Origin of the sequence: Haloferax sp. Atlit-12N, from assembly GCF_003383095.1 — an archaeon.
GTDB lineage: Archaea > Halobacteriota > Halobacteria > Halobacteriales > Haloferacaceae > Haloferax.
Genome location: NZ_PSYW01000004.1, coordinates 77,540 through 92,340, shown reverse-complemented (window position 1 = coordinate 92,340; position 14,801 = coordinate 77,540). Strand labels below are relative to the sequence as shown.

The 14,801-nt window shown below is 66.6% G+C and carries 11 protein-coding genes; 7 read left to right on the top strand and 4 right to left on the bottom strand.

Annotation, left to right across the window (positions count from 1 at the left end; genetic code table 11):
* Nucleotides 1–670: 670 nt before the first annotated feature.
* Both C5B90_RS16780 and C5B90_RS16775 read right to left on the bottom strand, forming a co-directional pair.
* Nucleotides 671–1,327: a lactate utilization protein gene (locus tag C5B90_RS16780; protein WP_115883120.1), complete on the bottom strand. Its 657-nt coding sequence runs from the start codon at nt 1,325–1,327 to the stop codon at nt 671–673.
* A 174-nt stretch (nt 1,328–1,501) separates the two neighbouring features.
* Nucleotides 1,502–3,025, bottom strand: coding sequence for a cobyric acid synthase (locus tag C5B90_RS16775; protein ID WP_115883119.1), 1,524 nt, complete (start codon nt 3,023–3,025; stop codon nt 1,502–1,504).
* A 195-nt stretch (nt 3,026–3,220) separates the two neighbouring features.
* Here C5B90_RS16775 and C5B90_RS16770 point away from each other — a divergent pair, with 195 nt between their 5' ends.
* The 6 genes from C5B90_RS16770 (at nt 3,221) to C5B90_RS16745 (ending at nt 11,477) form a co-directional block, all read left to right on the top strand.
* On the top strand, nt 3,221–4,837 hold the full coding sequence (locus tag C5B90_RS16770; RefSeq protein ID WP_115883118.1) for a long-chain-fatty-acid--CoA ligase: 1,617 nt from the start codon (nt 3,221–3,223) through the stop codon (nt 4,835–4,837).
* Between the two features lie 116 nt (nt 4,838–4,953).
* The gene (locus C5B90_RS16765; RefSeq protein WP_115883117.1) at nt 4,954–7,605 is read left to right on the top strand and encodes a PAS domain-containing protein; all 2,652 of its coding nucleotides are present in this window, start codon (nt 4,954–4,956) and stop codon (nt 7,603–7,605) included.
* Nucleotides 7,602–7,976, top strand: a complete 375-nt coding sequence (locus C5B90_RS16760; protein WP_008093966.1) for a response regulator transcription factor — start codon at nt 7,602–7,604, stop codon at nt 7,974–7,976. Before C5B90_RS16765 ends, C5B90_RS16760 begins: the two co-directional genes overlap by 4 nt.
* A gap of 34 nt (nt 7,977–8,010) precedes the next feature.
* Entirely contained in the window at nt 8,011–9,177 is a 1,167-nt protein-coding gene (locus tag C5B90_RS16755; RefSeq protein ID WP_115883116.1) for a poly-gamma-glutamate biosynthesis protein PgsC/CapC, read from the top strand.
* Complete coding sequence (locus C5B90_RS16750) at nt 9,174–10,811, top strand: Mur ligase family CapB protein (protein ID WP_115883115.1); 1,638 nt, start codon at nt 9,174–9,176, stop codon at nt 10,809–10,811. Before C5B90_RS16755 ends, C5B90_RS16750 begins: the two co-directional genes overlap by 4 nt.
* A gap of 183 nt (nt 10,812–10,994) precedes the next feature.
* On the top strand, nt 10,995–11,477 hold the full coding sequence (locus tag C5B90_RS16745) for a DoxX family protein (RefSeq protein ID WP_115883285.1): 483 nt from the start codon (nt 10,995–10,997) through the stop codon (nt 11,475–11,477).
* Between the two features lie 122 nt (nt 11,478–11,599).
* Here C5B90_RS16745 and C5B90_RS16740 read toward each other — a convergent pair whose 3' ends face one another.
* A complete protein-coding gene (locus C5B90_RS16740) occupies nt 11,600–12,589 on the bottom strand; it encodes a DUF1028 domain-containing protein (RefSeq protein WP_115883114.1) in 990 nt (329 codons plus the stop codon).
* Nucleotides 12,590–12,683: 94 nt separating this feature from the next.
* A complete protein-coding gene (locus tag C5B90_RS16735; RefSeq protein ID WP_115883113.1) occupies nt 12,684–13,283 on the bottom strand; it encodes a TetR/AcrR family transcriptional regulator in 600 nt (199 codons plus the stop codon).
* Between the two features lie 111 nt (nt 13,284–13,394).
* Here C5B90_RS16735 and C5B90_RS16730 point away from each other — a divergent pair, with 111 nt between their 5' ends.
* The gene (locus tag C5B90_RS16730; RefSeq protein ID WP_115883112.1) at nt 13,395–14,675 is read left to right on the top strand and encodes an ABC transporter substrate-binding protein; all 1,281 of its coding nucleotides are present in this window, start codon (nt 13,395–13,397) and stop codon (nt 14,673–14,675) included.
* Nucleotides 14,676–14,801 lie beyond the last annotated feature (126 nt).

Here is a 14,801-nt window from a genome sequence, read left to right as displayed (position 1 = left end):
TGTTCGCACACGGTTGAGACCGATTCTGCCTCGGTGTATCTACTTCCCTCACAGACAGTTGGTAAATCTCCTGAGTTGATTACGTTGACCTTCTATAACACCTCTGAGACAGAACTAACATTCAATCCGTTCTCGTGGACAATACGATTCAAAGATTCGTCCGGATGGACTGGGATTGAACAGAAATCTTCCAGCAGCGGAAAGGTAACAGTCGCACCCGAGGATACGGTGGCGTGGTCGTTTGAAGAGGCCGTGGGATACATCAACGAAGCAGAGGCCATCGGTTCAGGTACGTACACTGCAGAGATTAACGTTCCCGACCCAAGTACTGACGACTGGATAACCTGTCTCGCTCTGTTTAGTATTCAGTAAGCCGCCCAGACTTACCAGTGTCTCGATGGTCTCAGTAATGACTGATACACCCTCTGTCTGTGCCACGCGGATTCTGTCAAGGTCTAATGATTTCAACAGAGCAACGAGAACTATTCAGTTCGAGCCGGCGTTTCGCCGGCAACAGACGCGGCTCACGATGCGGGACCGCAAAACGGTGGATTCCGGGGGAATTGTGGTGGGGTGCCCGGTGTGGTGGTGGTGATGGTGATGGATTGCCCGGGCGCAGGAAGCTCCCCGGAGGAGCGTGGGAACGTGTCGAGGGAACGGCGAGTCGGACTTAGTAGCCCAGTTGCTCGCGGATGAGAATGACGGTGGTGCGGCCCTCCTCGACTTCCTGCCGGAAGATGAGCTGCTTCGCAATCATCGACTTGACGCCGTAGGCCTCCTTCGCGCGCTCGTTTTCGAGGGGGTACGCGACGGATTCGAGGCGGTCGAGCGCGTCGTCGAGCGTCGGCACGATTTTGTTGACGCCGCTGACGATGACGACGTTGCTGGCGGCGAAGGGGTACGCGCCGATGCGGCTCCCGGAGAGGTCCGCGGCGACGAGGTCGCCCGTCTGCGAGATGGCGTTGATGCCGCCGAGGAAGTAGTCGGCGGTCTGGGAGTCGCGGCGGGCGGCCTGTCGCTCCGCGTCGTCGTCGATACTCCAAATCTGGTCCGGCAGGCTCTCCCACTCGTGGTCGCCCTCGCTCAGGTAGTCGTCGAACCCGATTTCTTCGAGGGTGGTCGAGTGGCCGTTCATCACGGAGACGTCGGCGGGGATGTGCGACTGCAGAGTTTCGAGCGCCTCGTCGGCCGTATCGACGACGACGACGTCGAACCCGCTCGCTTCGAGGTTCTCGACGGTCGCTTCGACGACCTCGTCGTCGGGGAGCTGGTCGAGTTCGGCGTCGATATCGGCGTCGTCTGCGTAGTCGGATTTCTGTTGAGACATATGTGAGTGTGGTGGTGGAGTTCGGTGGGTGCTCCGACGAACGTGTGTAGCGCCTATCGGGTGTTAAACGCTCGCTGACGGTGGTGTCAGGTGGTTACAGACGTGTTACCGGGCTCGCTGGCGACCGGTCGCCGATGCGGTGACTGCCCTCCCGGCGACTACCGGCGACTCCCCTTACTCTAGCCCGAGTACGTCGCAGAGCGCCGCCACGTCGAGGTTGTCGTCGACGAGCGCGGCGGCACGGTCGTAGGGGTCGCCCGACGCGCCGGCGTCCGCGTCGGCTTCGGCCGTCTCCGACGCCGGCCGGTCGCGCCCGGCCGACTCGTACACGGCGTCCACGAACGCGTTCCGCGGCGAGTCGTTGGCGAACAGGTCGTGGATGTACGTCCCTGCGACTCGCCCGAGCGCCGCGCCGTCGCCCGAAACCGGGGTCGCGTCGCCGACGATTTGGCTGTCGCCCATGTGTATCTCGTAGCCGTCGATGGTCCCCGTCGCGCCGGCCAGCGGTCCCGCGCCGTCGAACTCGACCGAGACGGGTTCGACTCGCTTGTCGCGGGAGAATCGCGTGACTATCGGCAGCAGCCCGAACCCTTCGACCGTCTCGTCGGCCGCCGTCCCCTCGATGTCGGCGTTCTCGATGGTCTCGCCGAGCAGTTGGTAGCCGCCGCAGATGCCGACGACCGGGCCGTCGAAGCCGGCGAGTTCGTCGTCGAAGCCGGCGTCGCGGAGCGCGAGCAGGTCGTCGACCGTGTTCTTGCTGCCGGGGAGGACCACCCCGTCGATGCCGTCCAGCGTCGCGTCGAGCGGGAGGTAGGCGACCCGGACGCCCGGCGTCTCGGCCAGCGGGCCGAAGTCCGTCGCGTTCGAGATGCGTGGGAGTCGCGGCACGCCGATGGTGACAGCGTGCTCGGCCGCGACGCCGTCGTCGTCGCCGACGGTGGCGCGCTCGCCTTCCGCGGGGAGCGCGAGGCTGTCCTCCTCCGGGAGACCGGGGTCGTCGTAGGGAAGCACGCCGAGGACGGGCACGCCGGTTCGCTCCTCGATTTCGTCGAGCCCCGGTTCGAGGAGGCTCGGGTCGCCGCGGAACTTCGTGATGACCGCGCCGACGACCCGCTCGCGTACGTCTTCGGGGAGCAGTTCGAGCGTCCCGAGCAGGCTGGCGAAGACGCCGCCGCGCTCGATATCGGCCGCGATGAGGATGTCGGCGTCGGCGAAGCGGGCGGTCTCGATGTTGGCCAAATCGCGGTCGTGGAGGTTTATCTCGGCGATAGAGCCGGCCCCCTCGGCGACGACCACGTCCGACTCGGTCGCCAGCCGACGATGCGATTCGACCGCCGCCTTGCGGGCGTCCTCCCAGTGGGTCGCGTAGTAGTCGCCCGCGGAGTTGAGACCGACCGCTCGGCCGTGGACGACCAGTTGCGAGGTGCCGTCGCCGTGGGGCTTGAGCAGGACCGGGTTGTGGTCGGTCGTCGGCGCGACCCGCGCGGCGCGGGCCTGCACGTACTGCGAGACGCCGATTTCGCCGAAGTCGTCGCTGTCGGCGGTCGCGACCGCGCGGGCGTTGTTGCTCATGTTCTGCGCCTTGAACGGCGCGACCGAGAGGCCGCGGTCGGCGAACAGGCGGCAGAGTCCGGCCGCGACGGTGCTCTTGCCCACGTGGCTCGCGGTCCCCGCGACGAGGAGGGTCGGCGTCGTCATCTGCCGGGAGTCAGGGCCGCGCGGTTCAAAGGTGTTCGTTTCGGCGGCGCGAAGGGGAGTCCGAACCTCCTCCAGTGGAGGGTCCAAACCACTCGCCGACGACGTCCCCCGCCATACTGTGGTGGTCACGTCGATTCTGTGAAATGTTGCCGGAAGTGGTGCGTTTAGTTCGCTCGACTGCTCGGTCTATCATGAATGAAGAAACAGTTACTCGTGACGGACTTCCTCGACCGGGCTCGGACGTACTACGGCGATTACGAGGCCATCGTCGGCGTCGACGGTGAGCGCTTTACCTACGCGCAGTTCGGCGAGCGGGTGGACAGGTTTTCGGCGGCGCTTCAATCCCGCGGCGTCGAGAAGGGCGACCGGGTCGCGGTGCTCGACCCCAACACGCACTACCACCTCGAAGCGGCCTTCGGCGCGATGCAGTGCGGCGCGCTCCACGTCCCGCTGAACTACCGACTCACGACCGAGGACTACGAGTACCTGCTCTCGGACTCCGGCGCGAGCGTGGTCTACGCCGACTACCAGTACGCGGGCAAAATCGAAGCCGTCCGCGACGACGTGCCCGCCGAGGTGTTCGTGACGAACGACCCCGCCGCCGTCGACGGCGACTGGCTCGACTTCGAGGCGTTCCTCGACGAGGCCGACGCCGACGACTACGAGCGCCCCGAGATGTCCGAGGACGAACTCATCACCATCAACTACACCTCGGGCACGACCGGCGACCCGAAAGGCGTCTGTCGGACCCATCGCACCGAGTCGCTCCACGCCCAACTGGTGACGATTCACCACCACATCACCGACGACGACGTCTACCTCTGGACGCTCCCGATGTTCCACGTCAACGGCTGGGGCCACATCTACGCCGTCACCGGCCGCGGCGCGAAACACGTCTGCACCCGCGGGGTCGACGCCGAGCAGGTGTTCGACGCCATCGCCACCGAGGACGTGTCCTTCTTCTGCTGTGCGCCGACCGTGCTGTCCATCCTTCGGGAGTACGCCGAGGAGCACGACCCGGCCTACACCGGCGACAACCCGGTCCGCGTGACCGCCGCCGGGAGCGCCGCGCCGAGCGCGACGATTCGTCACACCGAATCCGAGTTCGGCTGGGAGTTCACCCAACTCTACGGCGCGACCGAGACCGGCCCGCTCATCGCCACCTCGGACGCGAACCGCCTCATCCCCGACGAGGGTGGCCTGCGCTTCTCGCTCAAACAGCGGCAGGGCGTCGCCCCGCTCGGGACCGACCTGCGCGTCGTCGACGAGGACGGCGAGCAGGTCCCGCGCGACGACGCTACCATCGGCGAGGTGGTCGTCCGCGGCAATCAGGTGATGGAGAAGTACTGGAACAAGCCCGACGAGACCCACGACGCGTTCAACGACCGCCTCGAAGGCTGGTACCACACCGGCGACCTCGCCGTCGTCAACGAGGACGGCATGATAGCGATTCAGGACCGCAAGAAGGACATCATCATCTCCGGCGGCGAGAACATCTCCTCGGTCGAACTGGAGGACACGCTGTTCGACCACGACGCCGTCGGCGACGTGGCGGTCATCCCTGCGCCGTCCGAGAAGTGGGGCGAGACGCCGAAGGCGTTCGTCGTCCCAGCGAACGGCGACGTGGACAACCCCGGCGTCACCGCCGAGGAGTTGACCGAGTACACCCGCGACCGCCTCGCCGGCTACAAGGCCATCCGCGAGTTCGAGTTCGTCGAGGAGATTCCCAAAACCGCGACCGGAAAGATTCAGAAGTACGAACTCCGCAAGCGCGAGTGGGACGACGAAGAGCGGATGGTCGGACAGGGGTAGGCGGCGACGGCGCTTCGACCGTCCGCTCATCCGGTCGCGTTCGACCACCGTCTCCCGGTGAGCCGGCCGCTTCGCCCGCAAGATATTATTGGCTCTCCGAATATCTCGTATCTAACATGTTTCCCCCGAGTTCAGGGAGCATCTCCGCCGGCGCGATTTTCTACGTTGCGGCCGACGGCGCTGCTTCCGATTCGGTCGTCTCAGCGCTTCGGGACGCCTTCGAGCGTCCGGTCGCGCATGCTGAGAGCGCCGACGCCGCGCGCTCTGCGCTCGCCGACCGGCCCGTCTCCTGTCTCGTCGCCGCCGCCTCTCTCCCTGACGGAACCGACTTGGACGCGCTCGTTTCCTCCGACGGCGGCTCTCGCGCCGAGTACCCGGTGGTCGTCTACGCCGCCGCTGGCGACGAGGCCTTCGCCGCCCGCGCCGTCTCGCTCGGCGTCGACGACTATCTGGTCCGCGACGACGCCGACGACTCCCACGCGGAACTCGTCGAGTCTGTCCGGTCGCTCGTGAACCCGGACGTCGGTGACTCCCGCCCCGGCACACGGAGTCACCGCGTCATCGTCGAGGCGATGGAAGACGGCGCGTTCGTCCTCGACGAGGACAGCCGCGTCGAGTACGTGAACCCCCGAATCGAGGAGATAACGGGCAGCACCTCCGAGTCGCTCCGCGGCGAGCAGTTCGAATCGCTCGTCGACGCCGGCCTGTTCCCCGCGAGCGAGTACGAGCGGTACCGCGACGCCGTCTCACGGGTCCTCTCGGAGGGGACCACCGAGCGCCTCGACGTTCGGTTCGTCGACGCCGAGGGAGACCCGCGGTTGTTCGAACTCCTGCTTTCGCCGGCCGCCGACGGTGAGAAGGTGACCGGCGTCGTCGGCATCCCGCGAGACGTGACCGACCGCGAGGTCGCCACCACCCAACGGGGCGAACTGCTCGAACGCATGACGGACGCCTTCTTCGCTCTCGACACCGACTGGCGCTTCGTCTACTTCAACGACCGCGCGAGAACCGTCTTCGGCGAGGTTCGAGAGCCGGTCCTCGGCGAGCGCATCTGGGACCGCTACCCGTCGGTCGCCGACACCGAACTGTACGAAAAGTACCACGAGGCGATGCGGACCCAAGAGCCGGTGACGTTCGAGACCTACGCCGAGCAGCACGACAGTTGGTTCGAGATTCGCGCGTACCCCTCGCCGTCGGGACTGTCGGTCTACTTCCGCGACGTGACGACGCGGAAGCGCTACCTCCAGGCCCTCGAATCGACCAACCAGCGCCTCGAGACGCTGCTGCAGAACCTGCCGGTCATCCTCTCGGCGTTCGACTCCGAGGGCGTGTTCACCTTGTCCGAGGGTGCCGGTCTGGAGTCGCTCGGCCGCGAACCCGGCCAGGTGGTCGGGCAGTCAGCCTTCGACCTGTACGACGACACGCCCGCGGCCACCGACGCCATCGCCCGCGGCCTGTCGGGTGAGGCGGTCGACACGCGAATCGAGTACCGCGGCGCGGTCTACGACGTGTGGTACCGCCCCGTCTTCGACGACGACGGCGAGGTGTCGAAGCTCCTCGGCGTCGCCATCGACGTCACCGACCGCGCCCGGTTGGAGGACGGTCTCCGGGCGCTACAGGCGGTCACGCGGGACCTCATCCTCACCGAGAGCGTCGAGGAGGTCGCGTCGCTGGCGGTCGAGGTCGTCCCCGAACTCGTCCCCGGCACCGAGGCCGCCATCTGGCTCGCCGACGACGGCGGGGGCCTGTCGCCGGCCGCTTCGACGGGCGACGGGTTCGAGTCGGCGGTTCGAATCGAGACCGTCCCGGGCGGCTCCGAGTCGGACGCGATCACCCGAGTTGACTCCGCGGCCGTCGATGACCGACTCCTTCCCCCCGAGTCGGACGCAGCGTCGGCCCTCCGCGTCCCGCTCGGGAGCCACGGTCTCCTCGTCGTCTCGACCGACGCCGACGCGTTCCTCGAGGTGGACGTGGACCTGCTCGAACTCCTCGGCTCCACGGTCGCCACCGCGCTCTCGGCGACCGTTCGCGAACAGGAACTTCGCAACCGCGAGGCCGACCTCGCGGCGGCCAACGAGCGACTCGACGACTTCGTCTCCATCGTCGCCCACGACCTCCGCAACCCGCTCGCGGTGGCGACCGGCTACCTCGACCTCGGGATGGAGTCGGGCGAGCGGGCGCACCTCGAACGCGCCGCCAACGCGGTCGAGCGGATGTCTGGACTGGTCGAGGAAGTCCTCGACCTCGCACGCCAGCGGACGCCCGTGGTCGACGCCAAACCCGTCGACCTCGCCCGCGTCGTCGACCACGCGTGGCGCTTCGTCGACACCGACGACGCGACACTCGTCCGCGAGGAGTTGTTCGTCGTCGAGGGCGACGACGGCCGCCTGCTCAGGCTCTTCGAGAACCTCTTTCGGAATGCTGTCGAGCACGGCTCGACGGGTAGTGGAACTTCGTCGGACGACCCGCTTGCTTCGTCGGACGACCCGCTTGCCGTCCGCGTCGGCGCGCTCGACGACCGAATCGGGTTCTACGTTGAGGACACCGGCGTCGGCATCCCCGAGGAGACGCGCGAACACGTCTTCGACCACGGCTACACCACGACGCCGCGGGGGACCGGCTACGGCCTCGCCATCGTCCGCGACATCGCCGATGCGCACGGTTGGTCTGTCTCGCTCACCGAATCGGCCGAGGGCGGCGCGCGGTTCGAGTTCGTGACGCAGCCGGGACGGCCGCAGACGACTGATTCCGAGGAACCAGACGAATGACACACACGATACTCATTGCCGAAGACGACGAACCGATGCGACAGATGATAGTCGAGACGCTCTCGGCGTACGACGTGGTGCCCGTCGAGGACGGTGAGGCCGCGTGGGCGTATCTGACCGACGACGACGCGCCGGACCCCGCCCTCGCCATCTTCGACGTGATGATGCCCGAACTCGACGGGTTCGGGACGCTCGAACGACTTCGCGGGGCGGACGACGACGACCTCGCGTCGCTCCCTGTCGTCGTTCTCACCTCCCGCGGGCGCGAGGCCGACGTGCTCCGGGCGCTCGACCTCGATGCTACCGACTTCGTGACCAAACCCTTCAGACCGTTCGAACTGCGCGCCCGCGTCGAACGAATCCTCTCATGAGCCGACTACACGCTCGTAACCACGGTGTCTCGTCATGCTAATCGCCACTCTCGTCGCTGCGTTCGGCTTCCTCGTCGTCGCCGGCGTAACCCAACTTCGCGGCTACCGACTCGGCGGCACGATTACGCTCGGCGTGCTCGCCGTCTACACGCTCAAGAACTTCGCGATGTTCCCGGTGTTCCTCCTGAGCACCCTGCTCGCGTACGTCGGTCTCGACTTCTTGAAGCGCCGGACGCTCATTTACGGCCGCAGCGAACTCCTCGCGGCGATTCTCGTCGGGACACTCATCCCGGTGACGCTGTTGGCGACGCTCTCTCAGTTCTCGGGCGACGTTCGAAATATTGCCTTCGTCGGCAGCATCCTGCCGGGGCTGGCTGCCTACAACTACCACCAGATGAAACCGGGCCACCGCCGGAACGACGCGCTCGCGATGCTCGTCGTCTTCGCCGGCCTCGTGGCCGTCGGCGCGGCGCTCGTTTCGCCGGGAATCGCGCGGGCCGTCGGCGGGCTCACGCCCGCGGTGCTGTTCAGCGAGACTTCAGAAATTGCGGTCCTCCGCGGGGCGGTCGTGCTCGACTCGCCCGAGTCGTCGCTCATGCCTCGCCAGAGCCTCGTGTTCGTGCTCGTCGTCGGGATGCTCGCCGCCGAGTGGCTTCGCTCACAGTTCGACGTGCGGACCGGCGTTATCGCCGCCGCACTCGTGGCCGTGTTCACGGTCGAGAGCCGCTGGTTGTTCGTTCTCTACGTCGTCGTCGCCGCGTTGTCGTATCTCTTCATCACGGCCGTCCACCGCCGGACGCTCCGGTACGGGCGGGTGCTCTTGGGTGCGGGGTCGGCGTTCGCCGTCGTCGTTACTCTCGGGTTCACCGTTTTGCTCCCTATCTCGCGCGGCCTCGCGGCGTTCTTCGTCGGCGTCGTCGCGGGCGTCATGGCGTACAACGCTCACGCGACCGCGCCGAAAGAGCGGCAGCTCGTCGCCCCGCTCCAACTCGCCGTGTTCGTCCCGATGCTGCTTCTCGTCCGCGCGCTCGCGGCCCCCGGACCCAACGGCTTCCCGCAGGCGCTTTCGGTGCCGGTGGTCACCGCCGGGGTCGTCGTCACGCTCGGCGCGTTCGCCTTCGCGTATGTCCAGACCGTGCGGCAACCGGACGACGACGCCGTGCTCTCGGCGTCGGTGCTCTCGGGAGGTGACGGGTCGTGAGCGACACCGCTTTTGAGGTCTACGGCCGCGGCTTCGGTTGGTGTTGGCGGCTCCGAGACGGGAGCGAACCGGTCGCCCACTGCGGGAGCCACTACGACCGCTCGAAAGACGCCCGGATGGCCGTCGACCGCGTCAGAAGCGCCGTCGCCGAGGGCGACGCCGCGGCGACGTTCGCGGGACCGGCAGTTCGGTCGGCCGCGTTCGTGACCGAGCGCTACCCCGACGCCGCCGGCGAGTACGCCGCCGACGGACACGACTGGGTCTGGCGACTGGAGACTGACGACGAGACGCTCGCACACAGCGCCCAGCAGTACCCCTCCGAGGACGCCGCCCGCGAGTCGATTACGCGGTTCGCCGCGGTCGCGAAGGGCGCGCTCCCGGTGTTCATGGTCGGCGCGGAGCACGACTGGCAGGCCGACCCCGACCCGGTTCGCGTCGGCCTGCCGTCGATACGCGAACTGCTCTCTGAGCTTTCCCGCGGCCGCCGCCACCGCGAGGCACTCGACCGCTTCGACACCCGTATCGTCGTCTCCGGGTCGCGCGGGAAGTCCTCGACGACCCGCCGCCTCGACGACGTGTTCAACCGCCGGGGCTACGACACGTTCACCAAGATAACGGGTAACTACCCCGTCGTCATCCACAACGGCGAAGTCTACCCTATTTCGCGGCTCGGTCCGCGGACGACGCTCTACGAGAACATCAACGTCATCGGCGAGTTCGCCCCCGAACTCGACGCTTACGCCCCAGACGACATCGGTATCTTCGAGAACCAGGCGATTACCGAGTACACGACGGGGCTCGTCAACCGGACGTTCGTCGACCCCGACGTGCTCGTGTTGACCAACGTCCGAAACGACCACAACGACACGCTCGGCCGGCGACGACAGGACATCGCTCGGTCGCTCGCCCGGGCAGTCCCGGCGGACACCCACGTCATCAGCGGCGAGCAACATCCGGTCATTCACGACTATATGCGCGAGGAACTGGAACACCGCGGTGCGACCATCGAGCAGGTCGAGGTCCCGCCGCGCCACGCGGACCTCATCGGCGCGGAGACCGTCCACGCCATCGACGCCGTGTTGGAGTGGCTCGGCGAAGACCCGCTCCCCGCAGGCGAACTCGACGCCTACCTCGACGCGATGCAACCCGAGTGGTCACGCGTCCCCGGTGGCCGTGTCTACAACGCCGCCGAGGTCAACGACGTCGAGAGCACCGAACTCGTCCGCCGCGCCCTCACTGAGGACGACGAGCAAATCCTCCCGTTCGTCTACCTTCGCATCGACCGCCGGGGACGGACGGCCTCGTTCGCCGAGTACGTGAACCTCCTCGCCGAGCGCGACTGCATCGACCGCGTCAGGGTCGGCGGCGCAGAGACCGGCGCGTTCGCCCGCGCCGTCGACGTGCCCACAACCCAACACACCCCCGACGACGACGCCGGCGTGGTCCTCGACGAGATGCTCGCCGAGGGCGACCCGGTCGTCCTGATGGGCAACACCGTCGACGACTTCATGCGCGACATGGAGGTCGCCATCGCCGAGCGAATCGCGGCGTACAGGGATACGACGGTCGCCGAGGGTGCGGACTCCGTGGCGGCGGTCCCGAGCCACACCGTGCTCGACTCGACCGACAGCTGAGTTCCGAGTTCGAACGACGACAGAACTGGACGGTATCGTGGCCCACACTTTCGATTTCGGTCGTTCTCGATTCCTTAGATTCGGAAATCACGCTCTCTTTATATGCTCTGGGGGGTCGTTCGTTCACTTGTTAGGTGAAAGACAATGGCCGCTAACTCACAAATCGAGATGCTGGGGAACAAGATGGACTTCGACTACTCGCAGGGCGTCACGGGCTACGTGCTCGTGTTGACCCGCCTCATCACCGGTTACTGGTTCTTCCACGCCGGTGTGACGAAGATCGGTGGCTTCAACGCCGCGGGCTACCTCGCGAACGCCCCCGACGCCTCGCCGCTGCAGGGCTTCTTCGCGTGGGCCGCCGCGACTCCGTGGCTCCTCGACTTCACGAACTTCATGATTCCGTGGGGTGAGACGCTCATCGGCCTCGGACTCATCGTGGGTGCACTCGTCCGGCTCGCCGCCTTCTTCGGCGGCGTCCTGATGGTGTTCTTCTACCTCGGGAACGCCGACTGGGGCCACGGCTTGGTCAACGGTGACCTGTTCGGGCTGATGATGTTCGTCATCGTCGGCACCCTCGCCGCGGGCCGCATCCTCGGCCTCGACACCATCATCGAGAAGATGGAGTTCGTCCGCCAGCGCCCCGCGCTCAAGTACCTCCTCGGCTGAGCGGGACCGTCCTTCCCCGCGCGGCCCTGTCGGTGCGCCGCGGTGACCCACCAACGCCATCGCACCCGGCGCGCTTCGACGAACGAACGAACACGACGAACGACGCGACTGATTTTCTCCGATTACTTCCTATCGAGCCTGCTGAGGCCCTGCCAAATCGCTTCGATGAGCCGCGCTTCTCCGTCGAGTCCGTCCGGCGAATCGTCTTTGTCCGCTGCCTCGCCCTCGCCCTCGCTTGCTGTCTCCCCGCTATCAACGTCGTCCCAGCCGCGGGCGATGGCGTCTTCGAGGACCGAAAGCGAGTGGTTCTCGAAGTTGTTCATGCCTCGGAACGATTCGAGCGCCGCGACGGCCTCGTCGTCGAACTCGCTGCTCGTCGTCCCGTCGTAGAAGCCGAGTTCGGAGAGCGTTTCGAGGACCGCCTCGGCAGTCTCGCCCGACAGCGACATGGTTTCGGCGGGCGCTTCGCGCTCCAAGAGCGTGATGTCGTACAGCTTGAACACGCGTTCGAGTTCGTCTATCGGGTGGTCGTGGTCGTCGACGCGCACGTCGACCCAGCGGTCGTTGCCGCCGTCGTAGCCGCCCTCGGGCTTGGCGATGTACATCGCCGCCGACTGCTCACCGCGCTTGTCGCCACCGGCGTCGTTGCCGGCGTGGAGCGCCGCGAGCAGGCGTTCTGGGAGGCTGCCGTCGGTCGTCTCGAACGCCTCGGCCATCGCGTCGAGTGTCGCCTCGTTTTCGAGGATGTTCCCCTGAACGGTGTAGTGGTCTCCCTGGATGTCGCCGGCCACGTCGAAGCACTCGTCGCCGGTGAACGCCGCAATGCTCCCGTCCGTCCCCACGACGCCGACCTGCCTGCTCGGGGCCTCGTCGTCGGCGTCGGTCAGTTCGGCGACGACTTCCTCGGCCGAGTGCCCCTCGCGCAGGAGGTCCAATCCGTCGGGGCCGTAGGCGACGTTCGCGAAGCTCTGGGTGGCGATTGCGCCGGCGTCAGCGCTGACGAACGGGACGACGGAGCCGACGCTCACAAACTTCGACTGGACGGCGACGCCGACGGCGTCCTGTTCGGGGTCGCGGGCGACGATTGAGAAGGTCGACGGTCGCGGTGTCATGGTCGGAACCGACGGACGCCGGGCGAATAAGGGTTCACGTTCCGGTGGACCAGCCGGCCACGTTCGGTCGGGGTCGATGCCGGGGTCGAGGTCGCTACGCCGAGATGCGGTCGATGTGCGAGTCGATAGCCGCCCGGAGCGACTCGATTGGCTCGTCGGGCTCAAACACCGTCAGTCGGCGGGCGCGCGTCCCGGTCAGAATCGAGAGGAACAGTTCGGCTTCGGCGTCGGGGTCGACCGCCTCGAACTCGCCGGCTTCGATTCCGCGTTCGATGATATCCCGCAGGTGCGCCGTGAGTTCCTCGTCGATGTGGCGGTACCCCTCGCGGTAGTCCTCGTCGTGCCGGGCGTTCATCCGCAGTTCGAACATGGAGAGCTGGAGCCGGTAGGCCTCCTCCGAGAGCGTTTCGGGCAGGAGCGTCTCGACCACCGTTTCGAGTTCCTCTCTGGGCGTGCGGTCCCCTCGCGGGAGGCCGTTCAGGAACTCCGCGAGCACGTAGTCGAGGAAGTCGACCAGTAGCTCGTCTTTCCCGTCGTAGTGATAGTACAGGAGCGCCTTGCTGTTCTCGAACTCGTCGGCGATGTCCTGCATCGTCAGATTGCCGTAGCCGTGTTTCTGTAGCGCCCTGTACGTCGCCTCCATGATACGCCGCTTCGCCGGCTCCAGCTCCTCGGCGCGCCCGTCCCGCGTCATGCTCAGGGGGTTCTCGTTGGACGGAGGTGTCGCTTTCGGGTCGTCGCGGGAGACTCTCCCCGACAGCCGAACGTCCGAAGCATCTTTATTACTTTAGGCTAGCCTAAAAATATGGCAGACGAAGACAGCCACCGACCGGAGCCAACGCGGCGACGGTATCTCAAGTACGGAAGCGCGGTCGCCGCGGGCGGACTGCTCGCCGGTTGCACGGGCGATTCAACGGATTCGACGACGACCGAGACCGCCGGCGTGACGGGTGATGCGACCGCGACGGCGTCGACCGCCGAGACGGAACCTCCGACCGAAACCGAGACGAGCGACGGGTCGTACTCGGTGTCGATGGCCCCGGTCGGTGCGGTCGAGTTCGACGCCGTGCCGGAACGTGCCCTGACCTACTACCCGGTCTCGGCCGACGCGGCGGTCGCCTTCGGCCACGGCGACGCCATCACTGGCATCGGCTACGACAAGGAACTGTTCGGCAACACGGTCGACTACTACTACGACGCGCTCGACGGCGTGGACTTCGAGTGGGAGGAACTCGGCCGCGTCACGCCGGCGTCCAATCCGAACGCCCTCGATAGGGAGTTGTTCTACGAACTGGACAGCGATGTTCACTTCCTCGACCCGTGTCTTCTCCGGAGTCCCTCCTTCGACTGGACTGAAGACGAGGTGGCGTCAATCGCGACCGACGTAGGCCCGTGGTTCGGCAACTACTACAGCCGGACGAACGCCGAACCGCCGGAACCCTGCCGCGACCGCTACGAGCACTACACGCTCTGGGAGTACCTCGGTCACATCGCGGCGGTGTTCCGGGAGGAAGAGCGCTACCGGGCGTTCAAGTCGCTCCGGGACGACCTCGTCGCCCGGATACGGGCGGACCTCCCGCCGGCGTCCGAGCGACCGTCCCTCGCGGTCGTCGCCGACACTGGCGGGACGTTCTGGCCGTACGACTTCACGGGAGACGGCTACCTCTGGGCGCACCTCCGCCCGTTCGGGATGCAGAACGCGTTCGCGGCGACCGACGCCCAGACCGGGTCGGACGGGTCGTACGACTACGGGGCGATGGTCGAGACTGCGCCCGACGTCGTCCTCCGGTACTGGGGGACCGCGCTTGGCGACTCGTTTCGCTCGAACCGCGAAGAGGTGCTTTCGGACCCCCTCGCGGACGAGGTGCCTGCGTTCCGCGACGGTCGGTACTACCCGTCCGGAAACGGGATGCAGGGACCGATTATGAACCTGTTCCAGCTGGAGATGACCGCCAAACAGCTCTTTCCCGACCGCTTCGGCGCGTGGCCCGGCTACGGCGACGGCGAGTCGTACCCCAAGATTCCGGCGGGAGAACGCCTGTTCGACCGCGGCCGCGTCGCCGACATCGTCGCCGGCGAGTTCTAACGGACGGCCGAGTTCGACCGGCGGTCGCTCGCCGCCCGTCAGAACTCGGTCGCCTCCGTCACACGCGGTTCTTCGTTATTAGATTCGAAATCGACCCTGTCTCCATAGGTCCCTAACTATAGAGGT